The sequence below is a fragment of the Pseudomonas sp. RIT-PI-r genome, assembly GCF_001297015.1.
Lineage (GTDB): Bacteria > Pseudomonadota > Gammaproteobacteria > Pseudomonadales > Pseudomonadaceae > Aquipseudomonas.
The window spans coordinates 284,803-309,981 of record NZ_LIGE01000025.1; the positions used below are offsets into that span (position 1 = coordinate 284,803).

Genomic DNA, 25,179 nt, shown 5'->3' on the forward strand with positions numbered 1-25,179 from the left:
GGACTTGGGCGATCAGGGACGAACCTGAACGTTTCACCCGGCAGACGCCACCGCGGGAACAGGGAGAGCGCCTTGAGCGTGAAGATCAGCTTCGACAATGAGTTGGCCGTTGCCAGCATCGCGCTGGCCGGTTGGGCTCCGCCGCTGATCGACCACCTGGCACGTTATTTTGATGTGGGCGAGGGCATGCTTCGGCTGGACTATGCTCACTTGTCTGCCGAGAACACCCGCGTTGATTGGGATTGGCTGGTAACGTCGACCACCGAACGCGAGAACTTTACGGTCAAGTTCGATCACGCTGCACGGCAGGGTGCCATAACACTGACCCTTGCCATCCTCGGGCACGGCTCCACCGGGATCCAAGGTTCATCGTCCATCTTGGACGAGGATGCCTACGGGGGGGCAGGAGCGGCCTTCAGGATGGACACGCTTGAAGTCGAATCCCGGGCCTTGCGCGAAATCATCACGGCGGCGATCGCTCCCCGTGAGATATGGGTGCGTTGGCTGCTTGATGCTCAATCCTCTGATCGGTCTCGTTTTTTGGACGATCGGGAGATCATGGCGGCCCTGGTGGCCAGTGTATCGGAGGATGATTGCTTCGGTGGCCTTCAACTGGTCGCCCCCGGTCAGGGTGAAAATAGCTGGGCGTTCGAGCAACTGGTCGAACAGCATTGGCAGTATATACGCGCCTACCTGGAGGCCAGTGTCGATTCAGGCTCCAATGTGCCTGATGTCGTCTTCTTGCTGTATGCGCATTCGCCGAAGGTGCAGGCGTCACGGTGGGCCTGCGAGCTGGTTCTTAATCGAGTCGATCCAAGAGCGTTTCCTCGACTGGTCCAGCATTGCCACACGATCGTGGCGGACGACGTGCGCAGTCTGTTCCTGCGCTGGCATTTCCATCCCCATACAAAAAAGAAAAACGACGTCTGGACATGCGTCGGCAAAGCCTACTCGACGCTGGCTAGGTTAATGACGGACGCCATGCCTTCGGACCTCGCGCTTGCCGCGGTTTGGCACGAGGTCGCAGACCCGCCGCGCGCTGGCCAGCAAAGCGTTGCCGCAAGCCTCAAAGAGTTGCCATCCGGGGGATGGGACCGCGAGGCGTTGTGGAGCCAACTGGGACCTGCCGCTCGCGAGGCCTGGCGACAGGATCTTTTCGACCAAGTGATTGGGGAGCCGGAGCTGGCCAAAGGTTTGCTCCATTTTGCCTGCCTTTGGCTCGATCAGACGGCGTTCGGAGAAATCGAGCCGGTGCTTCTGCGATTGATGGATGACGAGGAACACCTGGCTTTTGCGGATTGGCTCGCCAGCGCTGATCCGAGGCAGTTGCAATTGAGGGCGAAGGGGCTGATACGGTCCAAGCAGGCGGCACTGGATCTGGACGATCCGGTGGATCAAAGCGAGGATGCCACTGCGCTGCCCAGCGTCGGCGCCCAAACCTGGTTGGGCGACCCGTCCGTGGAGCGCGTCATCCATAGGGCGCTCAGCCAGATCGAGGAAAAGTTTTGCCGCGAGTATTCGGCGAGTTGGGGAGAGGACGAGGAAGCTCATACTGCGCGCCTCCTGACCCTGACCCAGGAGGCAGCTAGCAACGCCAGCCGCCAGTTACGCCAGCTCTCGTCCACGACGCGGGCGACGTACCCGACCCTATCGGTGAAGGTGCGTCAGCCCAGCAAGCGGGAAGAAGGGGCTAGTACGGCTGCCGGTGTCCCTCTTGGAGCGGACGTGCTGTTCCTGACCCGTATTGTCGACGAGGGCAAAACGGTGATCCAACGGGCCACTCTTCTGCAAGTGAAAAAGCGCAGCGGCACTGGTTCGGGAAAGGCTTTCAGTTCGACGATAGGCGTCAACCTGCGGCAATGCGAGGACATGCTCACTCAGTCAGAGCACGCCTATTATCTCTTTGCGACACCGCCTTCACCGCGCCCAGTGCTCTGGGTTACTCCGGCCCGGCTGGTCAGAAACTTGACCCAACTGCACACGAGCAAAGCCTCGGTCGTGGCGATGCAGGTGCGAGATGCTAGCTGCTCCTATGCGGATTTCTTCCTGCATGAACTGGTCGGCCTTTGGGCGGGCGACGAACTGGAAGGCATTGTCGCCGTCGCCAATGGTGATCCCCGACTTGGACGAACGCCTCGCCATATCCTCGACATCGAGGTTCGACGCCAAGAGAATGGATAGGCCCGGCGGTGAGCCCTACTGCCATTACATTGCGCCCCGATTCCCATAGGCTGAAAAGAACGCGGGTCGGTGATGGAAATATCCCTTTGTCACAATATTCGTATTGGAGCCAACCGTTGCTAAGCACTGTGTACTGAGCGCTTGATGAAGGGATAACATCCCTAGCCGAGCTCACGCGAGCGAGTGACCGTGCTCGGTTGCACTGCGGTCAGACGCCCCGTTGCTTGTTAAATGTCTTGTGATGGCCGCTGTTGGCGGTGTGGCTGCCTCAAGGATGCTCGAACTGGCGATGAAGAGTGGCCCAATTCAGCCTTCTCCCGGCATTAAAAATGGTAAGGCATGCTTCCGTTCTGGGCTCCTTGGATGACTGCTTTCGGCCATAAGCGGACGTTCGCGGGCTGCCGCTAATGGCTATTAGCGGGCATTGAATGGTAGGAAATGGCACGTGAACTGGCCCATGATTCAACCAGTTCCGACGTTTCAACCCGGGGGAGTGTGCAAATTAGCAAGTGCATCAGTCATGCTAATTACGAGGGAAAGAAAGTGGAGTACGGAACCTACTTCGTCAGACTCGCAAGGTCGACACCACCGCTTCATTTTCTTACTAGACAGGGTGCCCACGTATCTATAGCGTTAACCGTAACGACCTTACGCCACACTGATTTCCGCAACTTCATAAGGATTTGAAACGTGCTTATAGAATCGCTACGCCTGATCAACTTTAAAAAATTCAAGGATCAGATTTTTGACTTCAACGAAGATGTAAATATTTTCGTAGGCGATAATAACGCAGGCAAAAGCACGATTCTTGAGGCATTGGAGATCGTGCTCAATTTTCAGTATCGCGGTAGGCCATTCAGTAGCGAATTTTCACCGGATCTTTTTAACGCTGAGACAGTCGCCGCGTTCCGCGCTTCGCCAAAATCGCCTGCAGACTTACCGATTCTCGTGATCGAGGCATATATGAAGAATGTGCCCGAATATCGCGGTGCGAACAACAGCCTGAAAAAAGATGCTCAGGGGGTTCAAATTAAAGTCAGCTTTGATCCAGATTTTACTGAAGCCTATAACGATTACCTAGCCTCTGGTGCCGCGGTAACCAGCATCCCAGTGGAGTTCTACCAGATCGAATGGATGGATTTTGCTTGGAATGTTATCAAGCCGATGACCAAGCAATTCAGAGCACTCTACATCGACCCCACTCGTATCCATCCCACCTTCGGCAAAAACCAGTACATCTCAAATGTTCTGACTACCGCACTCCGAAAGGACGAAGAGTACCGTCTGAGCTTGCACTACCGTGAGACCCTTCAATCCTTCAACAGTACTGATGAGGTCACCACAGTCAACAAGGATTTGGATTCCGATAATAGAATTACGGAAAAGAAGCTGACCATCGCCGCCAACACGATGCCCGCTGGCGCTATTCAGAACGGTCTGCAACTTGAAGTAAATGCCGTGCCGTTTCACATGATTGGCAAGGGTGAGCAGAGCAAGGTGCAAATCAAGCTAGCCCTGTACAACAAATCAAAAGATATCGACTTGGTAATGATGGAGGAGCCGGAAAATCACCTATCGCATATCGAACTAAGCAGGTTGGTACAAGACATTGAAGATCAGCGAGGCGGTAAGCAATTATTCTTGACCACTCACAGTTCTTATGTATTGAACAAGCTTAGTATAGATAAAATCTGCTTGCTGCATGACGCATACAAGCGACTCCACTTACTGGATAAGGGGGTGGTCAAAACACTGAAGCGGCTACCAGGTTACGACACATTGCGTGTCGCACTCTCCAAGAAGGTAGTGCTAGTCGAAGGCCCATCTGATGAGTTGATTCTCAAAAGGATCTACAAAGACACTCACAATGGGCGACTGCCAGAGCAGGACGGTATCGATATCATTGTAGTTCGCGGCGTCGGGTTCAAGACGTTCATTGCAATCGGCAAAGAAATCGGTACCGCGATTAACGTCTTGCGAGACAACGATGGTAATTACGAAAAAAACGTCGTTGAAGCACGCAAAGAATATGCGGCTTTCCCAAATATAAAGCTAGTTTCGTCAAGCAATAAAGATGAGTTTTCGCTGGAGCCTGCGATGATTTTAGCCAATGCTGCATCGGAAAAAGAGTTGCAGGCCTTTGCTGAAATTGTCCTCTCCAGAGAAACCTTCAATTTACTCGCTGCCCAACCTACTTTTGCTGAAAAGCTCGAGTTTATCGTGGAGTGGTTCCGGAGCAGTGACGGCGACGGTAAGGGCAAAAAGAAAGTCGATTCTGCCATCAGGGTTTTCGAGACTGATAAGGCATTCAAATATCCAGCCTTTCTCACTGAGGTGCTGAATTTTGCCTAATAAACTCTGCATGGCGGGTGCCGGTTCAGGCAAAACTCAGAAGGTCATTACCGAATCAATCGCCGAAATAAAGCGCGGAGGTAAGGTTCTGGTTGTGACCTACACGACCAGTAATCAGCAGGAACTGCGACGTCGATTTCTGGAGGTTTTTGGTGCGCACAGTGATAGGTTCGTGGTCAAAGGTCTTTTCTCATTTTACTTGGAAGACATGGTGAGGCCCTATCAGCAGGCGTTGTTCCAGCGGCGTATCGAGGGCATCTGTTTCAACCAGCGCAATCCTCATATGAGGGCAGATTCAACGTTTATGTTATCTGGGCGCGCCGAGCAACTGGACGATAAGAGCTACAACCCAAAACACTTCCTGACTCCATGCGAGACCAAAGTTCATACCGGCTTTCTCGCAAAACTGGTGAGCAGGATTATGAAGGTCACGAAAAACTCTGCAGCAGTTCGACTAAAGCAGATTTATACCCAGGTGTTTTTTGATGAGGTTCAAGATCTAGTTGGGTGGGACTACGAGGTGCTTAAGGGGCTGAACAAAGAGATGCCGACATCCATCATGTGCGTGGGAGATTTCCGGCAGACCGTATACGAGACGACGTTTGGCCAAAAAGCGCCAAAAACCGCCGCGGAAAAGATCGCGGCCTTCAAGTCTATGGGCTTTGAAGATGAGTCACTGACGCTTAATCGTCGTTGCATTCAGCCGATTTGTGACGTCGCTGACGCGGTACACAAGGGCGCTTATGAAGCGACGGAATCAGCGGTAAAAGCTGCTCCTCCTGAGTTTGCCCATCACCTAGGTATCTTCATAGTCCGGGAGTCGGATGTCGCCGAATACATCAAAGTGTTCGACCCTATGGTGTTGCGCTGGAGTGTAACATCTGGGACAAAGCTTCTTCCTATCCAGGCGCGATGCTACAACTTTGGAGGGAGCAAAGGTCTAGGTTTTGAACGGGTGCTGGTGCTTCCCGCGGAAAGCCAAATGCATTTCGTCCTAGACGGCCAAAAGCCGTTTCCAGCGAAGGACGAAACAGCTCAAAACAAGCTGTACGTCGCCATCACGCGCGCGCGATACAGTTTGGGTTTCATCGTACCTGACAAGAAGGCTACCGGTTTACGATTCCCAATCTGGGCCAAAGACCATGCTTGACAGAAGTTAATGACACCATACAACTCTGACTTCAGAGTCGGAAGCGGCCACTCATGCCAGACTGCTTTCGGACTATGGCGAACGTTTACTGACGACCAAGACGGCTAAACACATCGCATTCAACGCGACATGTAAGCGACCAATCATTCACTCACCCTGTGTATCCAAAGTGATTTTGTCTAACTCATATGGCGCCCCTCATTCTCAACTCTCCTTGCTAATCGCCTCATCTCTAGAACCTTCATGATTAAGATGTTTGAGCAACAGTTTCAGCTTGTCTAAAAGCTCATCAAAGGTGACAACCTCAACATCCTTACATGCGTGTCGGAAGATATCAAAGCAGCGCCGCGGTTCCTGCTCAATCGGCGTGGTACCGCTGATGACAATGCATTTGATCGCATCTGGTTGCGAACCCTGTAAACTACATTGGTGAAGCAGCCAGTTACTGCGTAAGGAGGTTTGTTGATATAAAACCTGTGTAACTGCCCCGCTTAGCTCTGCGTGTGGTCCATACACCTTGTTGTTGCGATAGGCACTTGATTGCATGAGTGGGCTGGTCGGTTTTTTGATCTCAACGATTGCCAAGGGTTGACCTAGTTCTCGAAATAAAAAGTCCCCGATTTGAGCGCCGGAGCCATCGAGACCAGAGACCTGAGCATGAAATTGGGTATGTAGAAGCTGTACTGGTCTAGCGAAAAGCATGGACAAAATAAAAATGTTGTCTTCAAAAAAACGCTGCCAATGAGCCTCGGTCAATTGTTGTTCCAGTTTCTTTTCGAAAAGCTCGATCATATTGGCGAGCGTCACCCTCTCAATTTCAGCGTGCAGGCTGAATAGCTCCTGCGGGGCATCCTTGGCAATCTGTCTAGCATTCTTTCTAACGGTTCTGATCGATGCCTGTCGTTGCTGCCTCTCCATAGCCGCAGATGGCTTCGAGCTTGCCATACGATATTCGACCATTTCCCCAGTACTAGTCACTTGCACCAAAGCTGGAAACTGAGCAGGAGCTAGTTTAGCGAGCAGTACGTTGCGTACATGCCAATGCTTAGCCGAGCGAATACGCTCTTTTAGCCTTCTGCCCGTCTTGTCGAACGTGCGTCTAAGCTCATCGAGAAGTTTCTCCGAAATGCGCGCGCAATTGCGGTCGATCCTTAATTGATCGTCGTGAGTTACTATTAAGGTGTCTATATCTGGCAAACGCATGAGCTCAGTACATATGGTCTCTAGGTCTTTGATAAGCCCAAGCCCAAAGTTGCTGTTGTTCCAAATTCGCGAAGTCAGAAACATGTCGATTAGTGTGAGAGCGCCATCAGTAGTCTCTGGTAAAACCTGGTCATACTCCATTTCATAAATGATGGTCTTGATTCGACCGTGTCTGCGCGTGAGGTAGCGTTGTGCGTGCGGATTGGTGAATACCGGATAGGTGACGATTCGGTCGGAGAAAATACGTGCAAGCCGGTGCCATTGATCTTGCGGATACGGGTACCAATCATCTGCGTCTTCGAAAGTGAAGAAGGTTTCCATGTAGAGGTCTCTACATGGCTCACCGGCTTGCTGGGTAGGAACCAGGTCAAAACTGGGATTGAAAACCGATTCAGCGTCGTACATAACGCTCACTTCTCCTTGGAGCGCAACAGCAGATCGCGGTCACTTTGAAGGGGAGTATACGTCCATGCGCTCGCGAAGGAAGCGCCATTCGAAATCATCGTAATAGCGTTTTTTGACCACACAACGGTGAACTGAAGTGATCTCATTTTATTAGATTTTCTGAGTGTCTGGATTTTGGCAGGAAGCGGCCTCGGGGCAAAGTCCGCTACTGGCCGAAAGCGGTCCGCCTAGTACGGCAGCTTTGGGCCCATAGTGTGTAAAAGCGGACCTTGAGGTGCATCACATCCAGCTGGCAAGCTGGGCCAACTGAATCGCCCCTATTTCTGAGCGCCATTAAATTGGAGATGCGATAAGCAACTCCGAGTCGAGTTCATCGTTCTGAGGAAAGATTCGTCGAAAATGCCTCGAGCAACGGGCGAGATAAGCGCTCATCGTGACCCTGTTGCTTCAATCTCGAATCAGGGCCCCGGGTATAATTTCATTGGGATTTGTTCAGGTTGCGGCGTGGGTTTGCGCAAAATCGATCGCGGTTGAGATATCCAATGAAATCGACGCAAACGACTTCATCAGCAATGATTCGGGCAATGCCCAATCCCATTTCTCGCGCAGCATGTTTTCTACGTCTGCGAGTATCAAATCCAGATCATTTGCATCCAGTTCACCAACGTCCTTGAGTGCCGCCAATGTCCGTTGGATATCGGCGTCAATCTCAATCGCCAAGCCCGCGTTATCACAAAAGCCCCACATGATTGAGTAATAGGCGAAGCGCATCGTTGGCGTAATCACCGAGCCAACTGATCAAATAGCATCTGCCTCCAGACTCAATGAGGTAGCGTTCACCGAGGCCTAACGCGTTGAATGTCTTTTTGGCTTCGTCGAGTAACGCTTGGGCATCGCGGTCTATGAATGGGCAGGGATTAGGGTCTGCGAGGACAGCTCGCATTTCCTTGCGCACGTTGTCATGCACCATGGCGCCCAGGCCGTCGAATAGGGGAGGGGCACCTCCGCGTGCCGGGGCTACGATGATGACCTTTGCCTGAAGGCCAACATCACGAACTTGCCACCGTCGGCCACCGAAGATGATGCGCTGATCCTTTGTCAAAGGCCTGCTGACGGGTACAGAGCCTAGGGCTTTACCGTCGCACACCAGGCGGAACTCCTCATCGCTGATGAAGGCGCTATAGAACTCATAGTGGTTGATCAGTCGCTCACCGACTGTCCCGGGTAGCAACAAGCCCGAGCTGTCTTGGACGAGGAGTTCATGTTCTCCCAGCGACTTGAGCAGCTTGAGAAAGTCGGATTTTTCTACTTTCTTGAATGCCGCTTCAGCGACCAAGTGTTTCCAAAGATCAGCCGCAGTTGCACCACCACACTGAGCAATTACAGAGAGACATTGCTGAACGAGTGTGGACGCATGAAGACCCTGAGTCCGCGGAGGTTCGAACATCCACCGAGCAACAAACGAACCATGGCAATGGTCTGAACCAAACTTTGACGTAACTGATCCGAAAGGCTGGAGCTATCCTTGAGTGGCGACTCCTTGCAGTAAACTCGCAAGATCGCGTTTTCCCCCGGTCGTCTACCCGAGCGACCCAGTCTCTGTCGCAAGCTGGCCACCGAGGGGGGGGCGCCAATCTGCACCACTGTCTTGATGCTACCGATATCTATACCGAGCTCCAGCGTCGTAGTACAGATGGCTGATGCTGATTGGCCGCCTGCCTTGAGGGCGTGCTCAGCTTGCTCGCGCAAGTCTTTCGAAAGGCTGCCGTGGTGGGGCCAGAACTCATTGGGCACACCATCTTTCTCACAACGCCGGCGCAACTGATCTGCGTACCATTCAACTTGCTGCCGGCTGTTTGGGAAAATCAGATTGTTGCTACCACGCAATACCTTGTAGAGGTGGTCAGCGATCGCAAAGTCGGGACTTGCCTTGTTTTCCGTTTCGTCTTCTTCGCTTTGTTCGTTAGCAGATTGGATGAGAAGCTTTTTAAGCTCGCTCATAGGGGGCTGGATGTAACCGCGAACCTGTACCTGGAGTGTCTGGCCTGAGTTTTCGGACTTAATGACGGTTACTCCTTCTGCGTCTGCAGAACGAAGAAACTCCTTAGCTAGACTCATATTGCCGAGCGTGGCTGAAAGCCCGACCCTGGGGAGTCGGCGCCCAGCAACGAGCTCTACTCGGTGCATCAGGGATTGAAGCTGTTTGCCTCGCTCACTTCCAATGAATGCATGCAACTCGTCCACGACGATATAGCGCAGATTCTGGAACACTCCGGCAAGACTGGAGCCTCGGTTGACGAACAGAGCCTCCAGGGATTCAGGCGTGATCAGAAGCACCCCTTCAGGCGACTTAAGGAAGCGATGCTTTTTACTTGTTGAAATGTCGCCATGCCAAGCCACCACGGGAATTTCGAGCTGCTCACAGAGGCGGTCCAGTCTGTCCCATTGATCATTGATCAAGGCTTTGAGGGGACTGATGTACAACACCGACCCGGGTGGGTCGTAGTCGTTCAGCAAATTGGTGAGTATGGGGAGAAACGCAGCCTCAGTCTTCCCCGCCGCCGTTGCGGCGGCAATGATGACATCCTGATCGGCATCCACCAGTATCGGCAAAGCCCTTTCCTGGGCGTCACGTAAGGACGTCCAGCCTTCAGCCCAAATCCAGCGCTGAATACGGGGTTCCAGCTGGTCGAATCCCGATGACTCAGAGTGTGAAGGTGGCAAGTTCATCGTCCGCGTCGACCTTCGTGTCGTCTACTCCGCCCAGGTCTTTGGCTACCTCGACACCTCCCAGCAGCGTTTTCCAGTCAGCACCAGGGTTTTGCTCCAGGATGGCCAACAGATTGATAAATGCAGTGATCGTGGTGCGCGGCGTGCGGAAGTAGGCTTCACCCAAGCGCTGATTACAGTGCGCCATAAACAGGGGGAGTGCTTCGTCAGGCAGTAGATATTTTTCGACATCGCCACCCGCGTAAACATGGCGAAGCTTCTGCAGCAGTACATAGAAGTCTTCGGGGGTGAGGCTGGTCAGGCGAATCACCGGGCCCGACAGATCCACCAGCCCTGTCTTGGCAAACGAGTTCTCAGCCAGACGCGATTGCAGGGCGGGGTAGCTAAACAGTCCTCGGCGAGTGTCCATCAAGAACTCTGGGGTACCGCCCAGGACGAATCCGAGACCCTCAGAGGATCCCTGGAGCGAATCATTGAGGATGCGCAGGATCTGCTCGTAGTTGGCATTGCGTGCCTGCGTGTTGGCCAGCTTGTAGACGTTGACCAACTCGTCGAGGCAGATCATCAGACCGCCAAAACCTGCGAGTCTGACGAATCTCGACAGCAGCTTGAGCTGATCGTAGATGGAGGCATCATCAATGATGGTTCGCACACCTAGGGCTGCGCGGGCATCGGTCTTGGTGGTGAACTCGCCACGCAACCAGCGAATAGCATCAGCCTTGAGTTGTTCGTTGCCTTCCTCGAAACCTCGGCAATACGCGGCGATCACTTCAGCGAAATCGTAGCCGTTGACCATCTCGGTCAACTCAGCCAGGTGTGCTCGAATGACAGTCTCACTGTCTGTGCCTGCCGCCTTGGCTTCCGTTTTGGCCTGCGAGATAAATTTCTCAACAATGCCTTGCATCGCACCACCGTCGGGCTTGGTGCGCGTCGACATGTTCTTGGCCATCTCGGAATAAAGCGAACGTGCTTGGCCGCCCGTAGCGTGTAACCTACGATCCGGGTTTAAGTCAGCGTGCATGGTGACGAGTTTGCGCTCCATGGCGATGGCTCGAACCAAGTTCAGAAAGAACGTCTTGCCTGCGCCGTACTCGCCAATAACCACTCGAAATGCCGAACCGCTTTCGACCAGGCGATTGACGTCCTTGATCAGCGCATCCAGCTCTCCCACCCGGCCAACCTGAATCAAGTGTTGACCGACGCGAGGAACAACGCCTGCACGCAACGATTGGATGACCGCGTCGCGATCCTTGGCTCTGATAGTGCTCATAGGGCTAATTCTTCCAGAATGTCTGTATTGATCTCGATGGGATCATCACCTTCGGTGACGGGCATGTCGAAACGCTCAAAAGCCATGTCATTGATTTGCTCCAGGGCTCCATCGAGCATCAGCTCCATATCGCTGGCAGCGGCTTCAAGTTCGGGTCGGCTCCATTCGGCACGGGAAATCAACAAGCGCAAAAATGCAGAATGTTCCAGATCGAGGCCGGCAACGTCAGCAGTGGTTTCGGTCGCCGACTCCACAGTCTCAACGGCCTGTTCCGGCTCCTCAACCTGGTCATCAGTGAATACCTGGGCGAGGAGGGCAGAGACTTCAGCCGTTTCACGTTGTAGCTCAGCAATGCGCTCGTGATCGAGCACGAAGCCCTGTTTTGCAACGGCGGCTGATTGTGTGCCGGGTTCGGTTGGAATGGCCTCGCCGCGGCCTACCCCAGCGCTCGTGGTAATGACCCAGCCCTCTATGAGATCACTGCTGAATCAGGCGTTGGCGGATGTCGAGCGGAAACTGCAATTTCGGCGTCAGGCAAGTCCATCGGCACGTGAAGTTACGATAATTGCAACGTGGCTTTTGCTTAAAAGTTAGGATGAATATTGGCGGAGAAACATCTCTCTTTTCGGGCCTGAAATATGATGTTTTGTATTGTTAATTAAACTGCACGTGCGATTCTCACAGCCTGCCAAAGCAGTTCTTGTTTCCCCGTTTTATATCAAGAGGTCATATACTGAATCTAAGGTCGACTGAAAAATTCAGACGCGGAGGCGCGATCATAAAATTCAGGCCCTGCGGGGAAAGTGTTTTTCTGTATGCAATGCGCACTTAAAAGACAGGTGATTAAACCAGTGGGCAATTTAAATATTTTGCTTAGCTCATGTAGTAGAACGTATCGATCAGCGAACTTTTCGGTTGAGGACCGATCTATGACGTCAGGAAGCTGTAGTTGAAAGGCACGAGTTGGATCAAGGTTTTTTAACCACCCTTGACTAAGTAAACCATTAACTGAGGACAGTGGACACTTTAGGAAAGCAGCTGCTTCGTCCTTGGTAAGTCCATCCGTGCTAGCGGAGCGTTCAGCGCCGGATGAATTTTCGGCATTCATCTTACGTATGATTTCGCATCGTGGCGGACGAGTAAAGTGAGAAGGGGTCTGCTGCTCCATCCAGCCTCGAACTGCAAAGTTATGAGCTTTAATTACCAGCTTCATGTCGTCAAATATTGCCCTCCTTGCATTGTTGCGATCGATTGTTGCGAATCGGCAACAGTCGCCCAAGCATGGCTTGCTGTCGGTGCGCAAACGATTTAGTGCACGATCCGCAAGCCAGGCGACGGTAAAGTCACCATAATTGTCCCAGGGAGCCCTATGTAATGACTTGATAAATCCCGGATATTTGTTCACCTGCGCGGCGACGGTCCTATCGATGTGATGGATGACCTTCAAAGGCAAATCACAGCTGTTATGATTATCATCATGCTGCAGAGCATCCCAGAGAGACGCGCAGACCTTGGCAATGACGTACTTGTTCCGGATCTCTTCTACTACTTCCGGTGACTGGAACGGATCGAGCAAGCAGGGAACAAAATTGGATTGGGCCTGGTCGGCTGTCTTCCGCTCGAATCCACATAGGCAGTGGAACAGTTTGGCACTGTGCCAGCTCTCTGTGCGCATGCATTTAGGGCACCGGATGACAAGCCTCGTGCCGTGAACCGGGCACACTCCTATGTCAGCGACATCGTGAAATACAAGCGACTTTGAGGATTCAATACATACGGGGCAATACACATAATTATCCGGGCAAGCTTTGCGAAGCAGGTAGACATTGTTCGCCTTGATAAAATTCGCACTGTCTTTCGCTACGCTGTAAAAAGCCTTGCGCAAGTCGTCGGCCAGGGAAGGCGCTTGTTCAGAGACGAGTTTCAGCACAGGGGAGTGCTGACCAAGCGTGTCAATCCATCGGCTCGGGCTGATAGCAAAATACCCGAACATGTTTCTCACCGTGCCGAATCCGTTGTAATGCGCCATACGCATCAACAAACTTTTGGGCCCCTCAAACTCAGACGGTTTAGGAAGATAACAAAGTTCTCGCATATCTCTTTCTCAGCGCCGCATGCAATTCTCGACTAGAGAGACGGAACGGGTTGTAGGGTCGACAGAAATCGAGATCGTCCGCGGCGCAGGCAAAGTCCTCAAGGGTGAGCGTGTCACCCTCGCGCGCCAGGGCGTGAGTCAGGCTGTCATTCAGCAGGATGTTTAGATGGCGCAAGCTGCCGTTGGTGGCCAAGCAGAGTCCCGCGAACAGCAGATCTTCGGTGAGGAGAACTCGTTCAGCAAAGCCCGCAGGTTGAATGACTTTGAGTTCAATCAATTCAATGACTTTCCGAAATTGCGCAGTCGCCGCCTTATCGGTGAAGTTGAAATACCTGAGGTGGGCACGGTAGGGATATCGATCGCTCAGTTCTGCGATAGTGTCGATCAGCGTTTCAATCGTCGGCAATCCTGCGAGCACGATAGGGATTGTTGCTTGGTTGAGGATCTGATTCACCCATCGGCATACCATTTTTTTTGTTGCGGCCGCGCCCTGATCAAGGATTCGATGAAATTCGTCCAGAATAATCAGCCGTGTCTGCATGGTGATCAGACGTTGCAGGATGAGCCGGTTCAGAGACGCACTGCCCATTTGTTCAAGGCGGCCACGGTTCTCAAGACCCAGTTTCGTCAGGAGCTCTATCGACAAGGTTTTGATGGTGGCTTGGGGAGGCACTTCGACAAGCAGGCAGTGTTTTATGCAGCTGTGGCTGCAGTCAGTATCGTATTCTGTATCAATATTGAGCTCCCGTTCGATGCCTTCGCATAAGGTGGATTTGCCAACCCCCGTGTCGCCGATCAACATCATTGACGCAGCCGCGTGGCGATCTCTGGTCGTGCTCATGCTTTTTCGGGCAAGTTGATGGGCATGAGCAAAGCTGGGGTGCCACACCACACACTGCTTGAGCGCCTCGAGCACCTTGGCTTGGCGTTGCGAATTGATGGTCATATCCCATCCACCCGCCACGGGCTTGTAATGTCCTCCGCCCAAGGTTCTTCAGCATCCGCGGGTGCCATGTCGGGGTAGGATACTTCAGTCTTTTCATGAGTTTTGTGGGCATTCTTACGCTTGCTCGCCATGAACTTATCGTGATCCTCGCTCATGCGTTGACGCAAATGCAGCAACGCGCGGTGCGCATCACTGTCATCGAACTGCTTGCCGTCAGCCGAAAGCTTGGCTTGGACTAGACGATGGTCAGAGAGGGTCAGCCCTTCCTGGTAGGCTCTCTTTGTTCCACTGGCGGGCACCATGTCGCGTGGTGTGTCGGGGGCCGCGACCCAAATCACCCCGAGGTCCGTCGGATCGTAGTAACAAATTGCTTTCTGATTCTTGTGAAGTTTGGCCTTCACTGCTCCCAGACCGGGGCCGGTCCACATCAGGTTGAAGAAAGCGGCGCGGTTGCCACTGAGTGCGGAATATGCGACTCCGCGATACAGCTGGTCCAACGCTTCAGAGGAAAACTTTCTCGGTGGCAACTGGTTGTGCATCGCGCGCTCCCAGGCCACCCGAGGCGGCATGTTCAGCGCCTCATGTTTGGTATTGTGGTAGATGTCCTCCAGCCATTCGCGAAAATAATCCACCAGATTTTCTATGGTGTAACAGGCGTGGCGCGCCGCATCGTAATCCCGACACGCCTGCGGATTTGAGAAGGTTGTGCCGTACTGCTCATGTACCCAGGACGCGAATGTCCCGAACAAACGCTCAATGCGCGGGCGGGTATCGGGGCTGCCGGGCGGTGGCAACGTCCACTTGATGTCCAGGCGATCAAGAACGGTGTGTACCATGCTGTTGGTATTCTCAGGCCCCCCGTCGCTGACCAGGTGTATCATTGCTCCGCGCTGGTATTCCTCTCCGGGGACGGCTTCAAACGCCATGCGAAGCGCTCTTAATGTCTTTTCCGCGCAGGGGTACGTCAGCGAAAGTTCCCAGCCAATGACCATTTCCGAGTGCAAGTCGATGATGGCGGTGAGGTAGGCAATCGGGCCCAGGACGTTGTGCTGGTCATCAACGATCATCAGATCCACGGGGTAAGTGTCAATCTCACAGACATCCAGCGGTGCACTGGGCCGACTCTGCTCACAGCTGAACTGGTGCCTTTTGTAGGCGGCTTCGGCCCCAAGGTGCGCACGATCCGAGTGGTAGCCGGTGCGTTTGGCGATGGCGCGTACCACGGTTGAGCGGCAGGGGCGGCGTAATAGCGGCTGCAGGGCCGCGGCACGTTGTCGATTCAGCAATAACACGTGGCCGTCCAGCAATTGAAAGACACGTTGTACGGTAATGCGCTCGTCGCGCGCCATGTATTCGTCGTCAATGAGTGCCTTGAGCTTGATCTGAATCTCCGCGGCGAGTTTGCGTCCGCGGGGCATCGGGCTCGGCAGTTTGTACAAAGAAAACTCATCGTTGCCGTGAGCTCGGTACCGCGCAACCCAGCGGCAAAGCGTCGAGTAGCCCGGAGCATGACTGTCCTGGGTTTCGCTCGCTATCCGTTGGATGATGGCCTTAGTGGGCTTCTCGGGCAGCTGGTTGTGCAGTTCGCTCAGTGTGGTGCGGATGTAGCGAAACTTGCGTTTCGCCTCGATCACTTTCGGATCATCAGGAAAGGCAAAAGCGATGGCGTTGGAACCATGCCCAGGCTTGTCGGCAAACAAGGTGATGTTGCGACGCTTGAGATCGCTCAGGAACGAACCGAGGGCGATGCCTATAACGCGCAGGTGGGTAAGCGTCGACAGCGTGACCAGTTCGTCATCGATCTCTATGACTTCATAGACGAGGCCGTCGATCAGGTACTGAGCCCCCGTTACCGGCAGCGGTCGTTCATTAGCCACGGTCTTCAACCGTGCATGGGCCCTGGATAAGCATATCCAGGTCAAGGGCCTGGCTCAGGTCAGCCACAAGTTGCCCTGAAAATAGGCAACCGCAGAGCGCGGCGAGGCAGGGCGACGGAAGGGCGTGCAATAGCTCCCTGACAGTCGCCGGCCAAACCAACCCGGTCAAATGCCTCAGACAAGCCGCGTATTCATCAGGGGTAGTGTCCTGACTGCGCAGGTACAGTTTCTGCAGCGTGGCAAAGCTCGGCGTGTGCACGGTGGTTTCAGCTATACGGGAAAATTGCCAGCCCCGCTCCCGGCACAATGCGTCAAAGGCGGACCGGGTGGCGCCTTGCTGCGCGGTCATGCCTGTAAGGCTTGTTTGTACTGTGCAATAGCACCCACCGCCATCATCATTCTCCACCAGGAAATGCGGGGCATAGCGAAATTTGCTCGTACCTTCCGTCCACTTGAACACGTGGGGCTGCGCCCAATATCGTCGCACGTGCACGTCCTGTTCCAGCCATACGCAAAAGTCAGCCTGCAAACGCGTCCCACAGCGAAGCGACCGTCGGTTTTTTTGAGAAGGAAAGGTAGTGGAGAAGTTTCGGTGGCCGGGGTTTGGCCAAACAATAGCAGGGAGGGGGTCACAGGGCATGGTGCAGATGCTGGCAAACATATTCAGCCTCCTGAAGAAGCAAATGTCTGGGTGGATGGCACTGTTGATATTATTTGACGGTTCGTTCTACGACGCCAGCCGACTTTTATTAACCTGAGCACATCCCTTGCCGCTCTATTGCGTACGTTTCAGCCTTACAGAGGTTTGTGCATTCACCACGTAGATAAAGACGACCGCCCGACTTTCGGCGAGCTTCCTCGGATAGGTCCATCATGAGATACGCAGTGATGGCACATTCGGAGGCGCTTGTGCGATGTCGTATATCAAACCTGTTCGTCGACTGCGGGCCAGTTTTTTTGGCCACGCGCTGACTGTTGCCGCCGGTTGCGCGGCCACCGGGCCCGGACTTTCTCGCTGGGGAGACGCCTGGTGGGCGAAGCGAAGAGGGCGTGCGATGCCGGAGACGTTGAATCACAAGTGGCCCGACTACCTCACGGGCAGTTTTCCAAGGCAAGCGTTGCGCACGGCGCTGATTGAGGATTTTCCCTGCCTGCAGAGCGTGCTGGACGATCCACTCTGGCCATTATTGCAGCGCCTGGTTCATCCGCACGAAGACACTGGTTGTTGGGCTGCACAACTGCGTCTTAACCAATGTCCGTTTCGCTACTTTTCCGCTGCGCGCTTGATGCGCCTGTGCGGGATACCGGATTGGCGAAGGCTGGCAGGGCTGCTTGCATTGATGGGCAGCGAGCGTCCATGTGACGCCCGTGCCCAGTCATGGTTGCGTGCCGTATTCACTCATTACGTACTCTGTGTATGTCTTGATCTGCCTGGGCAGGCCGATCCACTGGGCCTCTACCGGATCCTGGAGGCGGCGAACCGTCTGGATAAATTTGGCCCCCTGAATGCCTGGCCAAATTCTCCGGAAGGCTTCCAGCGCGAGCTGTACCATTTGAAAAGGCTCAGGGCGCGTTTACAAGCCAGGGGATGGATGGTTGGATGGGGCTTCAGGGAGCGTTTGCTGTTTTGGCATCTTTTGTGGGACCGACCCATGTTGGCCCGATTGCTCAGTAGTGCTGCGGTCGAACTCACCCGACGTGATCTCATCAGCCACACACGTCACAGGTTTCGCCAAGCCCAACGTGATCGTGTCAGCTTCACGGAGGTTTCGCCGGAGGCCTTGAGCTGGTGCGATCCCGCGCGAGGCAATACGCTGCCTTACGGGTGGAACCTATCGTGGGGCGGATCCAGCTCAGTCCGCTCAGGCAGGTTCGGCAATGATCCAGCCAAGTGATGAGGACATCTATGCCGCGGCCGATGCGGTTCTGGCCAGCGGCCGCAGTGCCACTGCCGAGCGCGTGCGCGCACACTTGGGGTGCGGGAACCCACAGCGTATTGGAGTGCTCCTCGATCGATGGTGGATCTGTCTGCTCGATCGCCTCCAGAGGAATACGCTGCCCGCCCCGATCAACCATGCCTTAAGCATGTTGTGGGAGCAAGCGACAGCGCAGGGGCGCCAGGAGGCTGAGCAGGCTTTTTCGGCACAGCGACAAGTCGGGGTCGAGAAGGCCCACAACATGGAGAAATCCTTCGCGAAGCGGCGTCAACAGCTTGAGGGGTTACTGGCCAAGGAACGGCGAGTATTCACCAATCAGCGCCAACGCTTACTGGACCGCAACGAGCGGCTGCGCGAGCAGCTTCGACAGTCACGCACAATCACCAAGGAAGCGAAGGTTGCCGTGCGGTTTGCGGAGCAAGAACTCAACAAGATGCAGCGGCATTTAGGTCTTTACGAAGCAATCGATGCGCAGCGCCGCCGGCATGCCCAGAAGCAGGCGCTGGAGTTTGATGCGATGACGCAGGAACTGTGTCGTCTTTTCACCTATGGTGCCGATCCCTCCGCAATATCCGCATCCGCATCCACGACAAAGGACGCCGGTTATAATCTGTGGCGTGACTTTGCGCCGCTGTTGGAAGCGGCCCAGCACAGGCTGACGCCGTGGCTGGATGAGTTGCGCCGCCAGTTAAGCGTGGCGCCCGGCCAGGCGCTCGTGCCAGATGACTATCAGCGAGCCCGAAGCTTTGCTCAGGCGCAGGTGCTCAAGCAACTTCTCGACGAACTCCGTCAGCAGGCCGTTGGCTACAGCGCCGCAGTTGATGAGCTTTTTTTTCAACTCATGCCGCTGTACCTGCAGGCCAGGCAAACACTCAAGGATTGACGCGTCTGATTTCCGTGCCGTAGCCGGCGGACGTGCTAACAACACGGATGCGTGGGGTTGCCGGTGACTCGGTCTTGCACTGCAGGCTTGAAAATGTGGTTTGTCTGGCTGCCGCCTTCGCCTGTGGGCGAAAGGATGTCGGGTTACTCGGGGCGGGGGGACACCCCCCCGTCGTCGTCCTCCAGCAGTCGGGGGGCCCGGCTGGGCAGCAAGGCGCCGGCCTGGAAATAGCCCATGACGGTGTTAACGCTGCGGTGTTCGGTCATTGCCATCACTTCACCTAACGGGACACCTTGGCGACCGGCTTCGGTGACGAAACCAGAGCGCAAGCTGTGCGCCGCCCAATCGCCCTCGAGACCGGCCAGCTTCGCCCGGCGCTTGATCATCCGGGCCACCGCATCCCCCGACAGGGCGGTCTCGGTTATCTGACCATACTTGCGTATCCGGCGGAAAATCGGCCCGGTAGAGAAGGGCGCAGCCTTGAGCCAGGTATCCAGGGCACGTGCCGCGGCGCCACGCAACGGTTTTTCGCGGACCTGACCGCTGGTCTCGGTTTTGGTCGCGCCGAGCGCATACAGCCAGGTTTCTTCATCCAGGCGGCGCAAGTCTTCTATTCTTAAGGTCACCACTTCAGACCTTCGACGCCCGCCGCCACTCCATGCAAGTAACAGCAGGGCTTTGTCACGAAGGCCGCGTAGCCCATCGCTGCAAGTCGCCAGCAGCGCCTGCAGGGGTTCGCGAGTAAGGGCGGTTTTCTTACGGACGCGAATGCCTTGACGAACCTGAGCCTTGCCTGCCTCCCTGAGCAACGCGGCGACCGCGGGTGCGGCGCAGGGGTTGTCCCATTGCTGGAGTTTGTGCCACTTGCCCAGGACGGCCAAGCGATGGCTGACGGTGCTGAAGGCCAGTGGTCCGGGTTTGCCTTTAACCCCAGCCTTGCACAGGGCCAGGTCGGACTCGATGGGCAGCAGATGGTGCCAGGTCCCGTCAGCGGCGGGGCGCGCCAGATGGTCAACGATGAACTGCACAACGACCGGCACGGGGATGGCGTCATCGCCGAACACCCTGTCGTAGCGAAGCTGCAGCCAGGCTTGCCAATAATTCAAGGCGCTGCGGTAACTGCGCAGCGTGTTCTCGGCGGTACCGGCGGCAATAAAAGCCTCCGCGGCGGCCTGGGTGCTATGTGCCAGCACCGTGGGGTCTAAACGTGTTTTTTTGGCTGAAATCGGCTGAGTCGTTTTATTTAATACGTCCACCGTATTTTCCTATATGCCTTAGGTCGGATAACATTTAATTATCAGACCTAATATACGCTGAGGTGAGTCATGGCAGTAGGGGTGCCGGAAAACGACGTGTTTGCGGCTGCGGATGCGGTGCTGGCCCGCGGTGAACGGCCGACGGTCGAGCGGGTGCGCCTGGAGCTGGGGCGAGGTAGCCCGGCGCGAGTCGGTGGACTGCTGGATATTTGGTGGACACGTTTGGCCGAACGCCTGAATGGAGAAACGCGACTGCCGGCATTGCCTAGTGAGGTGTCACAGGCCTTCGTTTCGGTGTGGCAACAGGCCATACATCTTGCACAAGGCGTGGCAGAGCTGGCCCTAACTGAGCAGCGGCAAGTGTTGGATGTTGAGCGTGAACGAATCGCCGAAGTCGAGGATCAAGCTCGTCAGGATGTGGCGAAGAGGCGGCAGCAGGTGTTAGACGCCGTGGCTGGGCGTCAGGCGGCCGAATTGCGTTTGGCTGACCTGGAACTGCTACTGTCCCAACGCCAAACACAGATCGATGACCTGCAACAGCAACGGGAGAGCATGGTGCTCGAGCGCCGCGAGATCCATCAGCGCCACCAGGAATTGCAGCAGGAACTGCAGGGGTTGCGCCTCAAAGCCGAGCAGGAGCGTGTCGCGCAAGAGACCTATGTGCGCGGCGTTGAGGATCGGGCTCACCGTGAAGTTGATCGAGCCCGCGAAGAGGGCAAAGCCGCCTCAAGCCAGTTAAAAATGGCCACTCGAAGATGCGATGAGTTGCAACGAAAACTGGAGTCGGCCCAGGGCGACCTCAGTGAAGCGCAGCAACGTGCAGTAGCACAGTTGGCCCGGGCTGAAACTTTGGAGCAGCAGTTGCTTCAGCTGCGTCAGTTATCCGAGACGAAACCCAAGTCCAGTGCCCGAAAAAAAACGGTGTCAACGAAAGCTAAAACCTAAAAGCACTTTCGCTCACAAATGGCAGCTAACGGCCAAAAGCGGACGTGAGCATTGGACTCCCCAAGGCTACACAAAAAGGATTTGACATCCTAGTAAACCCTAAAAAACTCTTAAACGGCCGGCGATGGCCTAGAGCCTGTATTCGATGGAAGATTTCGTTCGGATTTTCAAGTTAGGATATGGTCTGCGAAGCAGCATGCTTCCGTTGAATAGGTCGAGCTCCATTGCGGAGCAAATCCAAAGGTGGGGGGAGGAGCAATGGTGAAACTTGGCGCTATCGAGTTCGACGAATGCATACTCGACGCATTGCGTGACGGCACCCTCGTGATATTCGCGGGTGCGGGAGTTTCGATGGGGCCTCCTTCAAACCTGGCTAGTTTTGAAAGATTAGTTAACGAAGTTGCTCAGGGAACAGGCCTAGTAGTTTCTGAACCTCTGGATCGCTTTCTGGGACAGTTACAACATCTAAAAGTAAACGTTCACGAGCGTGCCGCTCATTTGCTTTCGCCCTTGGGCAGCGCTCCGAATGCACTTCACTACGATTTACTTCGTATGTTTCGTGCCGCAGACCGTGTGAGGCTGGTTACCACTAACTTCGATTTACATTTTGAAACCGCGGCAAAGGCTCTCTTTCCTGCCATGCCAGAAACGTATAGAGCCCCAGCGCTGCCACTGGGATATAACTTCTCGGGCATCGTACATCTTCATGGAGCACTCCCTCACGCCCAGAATCTTGTACTTACCGATGTTGATTTTGGCAGAGCCTACCTTACTGAAGGCTGGGCTAGACGCTTCCTAGTTGATGCATTTCGCCGATACACCGTACTTTTCGTCGGCTATAGCCATAATGATGTTGTTATGAATTACCTTGCGCGCGCGCTTCCAGCTAGTGGTGTCGCAGGACGCTTCGCGCTCACTGACGAGGATGGAAGCTGGGATCTTCTGGGCATCAAGCCCATTCGATTCAATACAGGCTCGGGTGCGAATGCATATAAGGAACTTTACGACGGAGTTCAGAAGCTCTCCGAGCGTTCAATGCGTGGCGCGCTGGATTGGCAAACGCGATTGACTGATTTGGGTAGGAGCATACCACCAGCGGACGACGAAGCAGTCGGTGAAGTAGAACAGGCTTTACGCGAGGTGCACACCACGCGCTTTTTCGTCGGAGTCGCACGTGATGAGGAGTGGCCAAGATGGCTGGATGCACGCAGTCACCTCGACGCACTTTTCGACACTCCAGATCTAAGTGAGCGCGACCGCCTGTTAGCATGGTGGCTGGCAGAAAATTTTGCCATCGAGCATCCAGAAACGCTTTTCACTTTGATTGCAGCGCACGGTCTGCGCATGAATTCGGCACTCTGGTGGGCCGTCGGACGAGAGCTTGGCGTAAGAAAAGATAAGCCGCTGGACGACTCAGCGCTAAAGCGCTGGGTCACCGTTTTGCTTGCTAGCATTCCCCCTGCTGCGGATCACCACGTATTGATGTGGCTTGCGGAGAGATGTGCCAGCAATAATATTGTTGCGCTTACATTGAAAGTTTTCCTTCACATGATCCAACACAAACTCGTTATCAGACCTAGCAATGTCTGGTACGACATTGGAGAAAATAAACGTGACCGACGACTAGATGCGGACTGCATTTTGCTCTCTGATCACTGGTCCCTTAACGAAATCTGGATCAACCATCTTCAACGGCATATGGAACAGCTGGCGCAGCCTTTGCTTTCCGGAATTACCTCGCGCCTGGAGGAGATGCATGGCGACCTCACGGCATGGGACAGGGCGTCCGCGGATTGGGATCCAATAAGCTACGGACGATCCGCTATAGAACCTCACGAGCAAGATCGCTACCAAGAAGCCATAGATGTGGTGATTGATTCCTCGCGCGAGGCATTGGAATGGCTAGCCACCAATTCAACTACGCAACTCGACGCTTGGATCGAGAGGCATATAACCTCCATAGCGCCATTATTGCGAAGGCTATCTATACACGCGGTAATGGTGCACGCTCACAAGTCAGCGGACGAACGTTTGACTTGGTTGCTCGAGCGAGTGGGTTTGCATGAGTTTGCAGAGCATCACGAAGCTCATCGCTTGGTAGCTCTTAATTACGCCGCCGCGAGTGATAGCGTACGACGGGACATCGTGGATGCAGTGCTTGCTCATATTTTGCCCTCGACCGACGACATATCCGGCGAGACTCGGACGGCGCGAGCTCATTTCGACTGGCTATGTTGGTTACTACAGTCGAAACCAAACTGTGGTTTGGCTGCACTAGCGTTGGAACCGATAAAAACTCAATTTCCGGATTGGCAGCCCTCAGAGCACGCGGATCTTACACACTGGACTGGGTCAGCAGAGTGGGTCGGTTCTCAGAGTCCGTGGTCCGTTGAGCAGCTACTGGCCAGTAAACCACACGAACAAATTGAGGATTTGCTGACGTTCAATGAGCGTCGCTTGAATGAGCCTGATCGCAACGGCTTGATTTTAGCCGTTAGAGAAGCATGCCAGCAGAAGAAAAGTTGGGGATTCGCTCTTGCTGAGGTTTTGATCGAACGTTCACTATGGACATCCGACCTATGGCCCTCAGTTATTGGAGGATTGAAGGACTCTGATATCGCAGTGGATGGTTGGCAGAGCCTGTTGCAGATTGCAGTACGCCCCGAGCTGCATACGGCGCATCCAGACGAGTTAGCGAGCATGCTCGACACACTTGTAAGGGATGGTGGTAAACCATTTGCGCTTGAACTATTAGACGATGCAAACGTAATCGCATTGCCTGTGTGGGGCAGACTAGAGCATTACGAGCAAGACGAGAATATTGACGACTGGCTATCACGCGCTATCAATCGGCCAGCTGGAAAAATTGTCGAGTTTTGGATAAATGGCCTTTCGTTGTTCCTGCGCAACAAGAGTGGTAGTGAGCGGATCATTCCTGAAAATTATCGGCAGTGGTTCAAAATGGTGTTGCAAGACCCGACCTCGAAAGGAGGGCTGGGACGTAGCCTATTAGCGAGTCGAACTGCCTTTCTTTTTAACCTTGATGATACATGGACAAGGCATCATATCCTTCCGCTATTCTTAGAGATTGATAGGCAAAAATTTGCTCAGGCATGGGATGGCTTCCTCGTATGGGGAAGGCTGTATCCGGCCCTAGTAGAGGAACTTGTACCCGCATTCATATATGCAATAAAACCAATTCGAGAATTGCTACCTAAACAAACTCACCGTTTTGTAGAGTTTTATACGGCACTTTCCGCATTCCATGTCACTGACCCAATGCAACAGTTGCTACCGGCGCTTTTCCAACATGGGACATTAGACGATCGAATAGGCTTCGCATCTCATCTGGGGTATTTCCTTCGTCAGATGCAGCCGGATGCTAAGCACCTATTATGGGATCGTTGGTTGCGTATTTACTGGCAAAACCGTCTCCAGGGAATTCTAGCAGTGTTAGATGAAGCAGAAATTCGTAGGATGCTGGAATGGCTGCCTTACCTTGAAGATTCGTTCCCCTCTGCAGTGGCGTTGACCGTCCGCGCGCCCATGTTTCCAATTGAAAACTGCAGTCTGCTATACGCTATCCGCGATAGTGATTTAGTGACACGCTATCCAGAGGACACTGCTGAGTTGCTTATTTATTTGTGCAACTGCGTGGTTACTCATCACGCTGCAGACTTAGGTAGGGTCGCCTCCCGCCTGACGACACTTCCACCGGCCATGAAGCGTAGGCTTGATGAGGGGTTAGCTCACATTGGCGCCAATCTCAATACGTAATTGAAATGTTTGTTGTGAAAAACCCTTGAAGAAAATTGAGGTCAGCCCCACCACGCCAGGCCAAAGCCCCATTTACTCGATCTCGCCTAATTTCAGTCACTTACTGCCATAATGAATGGCAGCTTATGGCCGAAAACTAACGTTCCTGAATGTTCGCTAGCGGTCAAAAAAT

Annotated in this window: 14 protein-coding genes and 2 pseudogenes; 7 read left to right on the forward strand and 9 right to left on the reverse strand. The window is 54.1% G+C overall.

From position 1 onward, the window contains the following. The first annotated feature begins 72 nt into the window (after window positions 1–72). The 3 genes from AK821_RS13190 to AK821_RS13200 all read left to right on the forward strand — a co-directional run bounded on the left by AK821_RS13190 (window position 73) and on the right by AK821_RS13200 (window position 5,683). Window positions 73–2,181, forward strand: a complete 2,109-nt coding sequence (locus AK821_RS13190) for a hypothetical protein (protein ID WP_064390047.1) — start codon at window positions 73–75, stop codon at window positions 2,179–2,181. Window positions 2,182–2,871: 690 nt separating this feature from the next. After that, window positions 2,872–4,533 carry an ATP-dependent nuclease gene (locus tag AK821_RS13195; RefSeq protein ID WP_064390048.1) on the forward strand — a complete coding sequence of 554 codons (1,662 nt, stop codon included), beginning with the start codon at window positions 2,872–2,874 and terminating at the stop codon, window positions 4,531–4,533. Next, window positions 4,526–5,683: a UvrD-helicase domain-containing protein gene (locus tag AK821_RS13200; protein ID WP_064390049.1), complete on the forward strand. Its 1,158-nt coding sequence runs from the start codon at window positions 4,526–4,528 to the stop codon at window positions 5,681–5,683. Before AK821_RS13195 ends, AK821_RS13200 begins: the two co-directional genes overlap by 8 nt. A 204-nt stretch (window positions 5,684–5,887) precedes the next feature. Here the strand turns inward: AK821_RS13200 and AK821_RS13205 are convergent, their stop codons facing one another. The 8 genes and pseudogenes from AK821_RS13205 to AK821_RS13240 form a co-directional block, all read right to left on the reverse strand. Then, window positions 5,888–7,291 (reverse strand): Shedu immune nuclease family protein, encoded by a 1,404-nt coding sequence (locus tag AK821_RS13205; protein ID WP_064390050.1) that lies wholly within the window; start codon window positions 7,289–7,291, stop codon window positions 5,888–5,890. A 492-nt stretch (window positions 7,292–7,783) separates the two neighbouring features. Continuing rightward, window positions 7,784–9,952: pseudogene (locus tag AK821_RS13210) on the reverse strand (DEAD/DEAH box helicase). A 43-nt stretch (window positions 9,953–9,995) separates the two neighbouring features. Beyond that, entirely contained in the window at window positions 9,996–11,291 is a 1,296-nt protein-coding gene (locus tag AK821_RS13215) for an ATP-binding protein (protein ID WP_064390051.1), read from the reverse strand. Next, a pseudogene (locus AK821_RS13220) lies at window positions 11,288–11,749 on the reverse strand (tellurite resistance TerB C-terminal domain-containing protein); the annotation flags it as partial. The pseudogene AK821_RS13220 and the gene AK821_RS13215, both read right to left, overlap by 4 nt. A gap of 281 nt (window positions 11,750–12,030) precedes the next feature. After that, window positions 12,031–13,326, reverse strand: coding sequence for a hypothetical protein (locus AK821_RS13225; protein ID WP_152974162.1), 1,296 nt, complete (start codon window positions 13,324–13,326; stop codon window positions 12,031–12,033). 34 nt (window positions 13,327–13,360) lie between these two features. Then, window positions 13,361–14,332: a TniB family NTP-binding protein gene (locus tag AK821_RS13230; RefSeq protein WP_064390054.1), complete on the reverse strand. Its 972-nt coding sequence runs from the start codon at window positions 14,330–14,332 to the stop codon at window positions 13,361–13,363. Continuing rightward, complete coding sequence (locus AK821_RS13235; protein ID WP_064390055.1) at window positions 14,329–16,209, reverse strand: DDE-type integrase/transposase/recombinase; 1,881 nt, start codon at window positions 16,207–16,209, stop codon at window positions 14,329–14,331. Before AK821_RS13235 ends, AK821_RS13230 begins: the two co-directional genes overlap by 4 nt. Further along, window positions 16,202–16,870 carry a hypothetical protein gene (locus tag AK821_RS13240; protein WP_152974163.1) on the reverse strand — a complete coding sequence of 223 codons (669 nt, stop codon included), beginning with the start codon at window positions 16,868–16,870 and terminating at the stop codon, window positions 16,202–16,204. Before AK821_RS13240 ends, AK821_RS13235 begins: the two co-directional genes overlap by 8 nt. A 253-nt stretch (window positions 16,871–17,123) precedes the next feature. Between AK821_RS13240 and AK821_RS30255 the strand changes: the two genes are divergently transcribed. After that, the gene (locus AK821_RS30255; protein WP_152974164.1) at window positions 17,124–18,104 is read left to right on the forward strand and encodes a hypothetical protein; all 981 of its coding nucleotides are present in this window, start codon (window positions 17,124–17,126) and stop codon (window positions 18,102–18,104) included. Next, complete coding sequence (locus AK821_RS13250) at window positions 18,088–19,029, forward strand: DNA-binding protein (RefSeq protein WP_064390057.1); 942 nt, start codon at window positions 18,088–18,090, stop codon at window positions 19,027–19,029. Before AK821_RS30255 ends, AK821_RS13250 begins: the two co-directional genes overlap by 17 nt. A gap of 143 nt (window positions 19,030–19,172) precedes the next feature. On the opposite strand, the gene AK821_RS13255 is transcribed toward AK821_RS13250, so the two are convergent. After that, window positions 19,173–20,285, reverse strand: coding sequence for a site-specific integrase (locus AK821_RS13255; RefSeq protein ID WP_064390058.1), 1,113 nt, complete (start codon window positions 20,283–20,285; stop codon window positions 19,173–19,175). Between the two features lie 69 nt (window positions 20,286–20,354). Between AK821_RS13255 and AK821_RS13260 the strand changes: the two genes are divergently transcribed. Next, window positions 20,355–21,230, forward strand: a complete 876-nt coding sequence (locus tag AK821_RS13260; RefSeq protein ID WP_064390059.1) for a DNA-binding protein — start codon at window positions 20,355–20,357, stop codon at window positions 21,228–21,230. Between the two features lie 258 nt (window positions 21,231–21,488). Beyond that, complete coding sequence (locus AK821_RS13265) at window positions 21,489–25,007, forward strand: DUF4020 domain-containing protein (RefSeq protein WP_064390060.1); 3,519 nt, start codon at window positions 21,489–21,491, stop codon at window positions 25,005–25,007. Window positions 25,008–25,179 lie beyond the last annotated feature (172 nt).

What these genes read in the sequence shown, in the direction of transcription:
- AK821_RS13205 (WP_064390050.1), bottom strand. Translation starts at nt 7,291, where the DNA reads ATGTACGACGCTGAATCGGTTTTCAATCCCAGTTTTGACCTGGTTCCT.
- AK821_RS13215 (WP_064390051.1), bottom strand. Translation starts at nt 11,291, where the DNA reads ATGAGCACTATCAGAGCCAAGGATCGCGACGCGGTCATCCAATCGTTG.
- AK821_RS13225 (WP_152974162.1), bottom strand. Translation starts at nt 13,326, where the DNA reads ATGCGTATGGCGCATTACAACGGATTCGGCACGGTGAGAAACATGTTC.
- AK821_RS13230 (WP_064390054.1), bottom strand. Translation starts at nt 14,332, where the DNA reads ATGACCATCAATTCGCAACGCCAAGCCAAGGTGCTCGAGGCGCTCAAG.
- AK821_RS13240 (WP_152974163.1), bottom strand. Translation starts at nt 16,870, where the DNA reads ATGTTTGCCAGCATCTGCACCATGCCCTGTGACCCCCTCCCTGCTATT.
- AK821_RS30255 (WP_152974164.1), top strand. Translation starts at nt 17,124, where the DNA reads ATGTCGTATATCAAACCTGTTCGTCGACTGCGGGCCAGTTTTTTTGGC.
- AK821_RS13250 (WP_064390057.1), top strand. Translation starts at nt 18,088, where the DNA reads ATGATCCAGCCAAGTGATGAGGACATCTATGCCGCGGCCGATGCGGTT.
- AK821_RS13260 (WP_064390059.1), top strand. Translation starts at nt 20,355, where the DNA reads ATGGCAGTAGGGGTGCCGGAAAACGACGTGTTTGCGGCTGCGGATGCG.
- AK821_RS13265 (WP_064390060.1), top strand. Translation starts at nt 21,489, where the DNA reads ATGGTGAAACTTGGCGCTATCGAGTTCGACGAATGCATACTCGACGCA.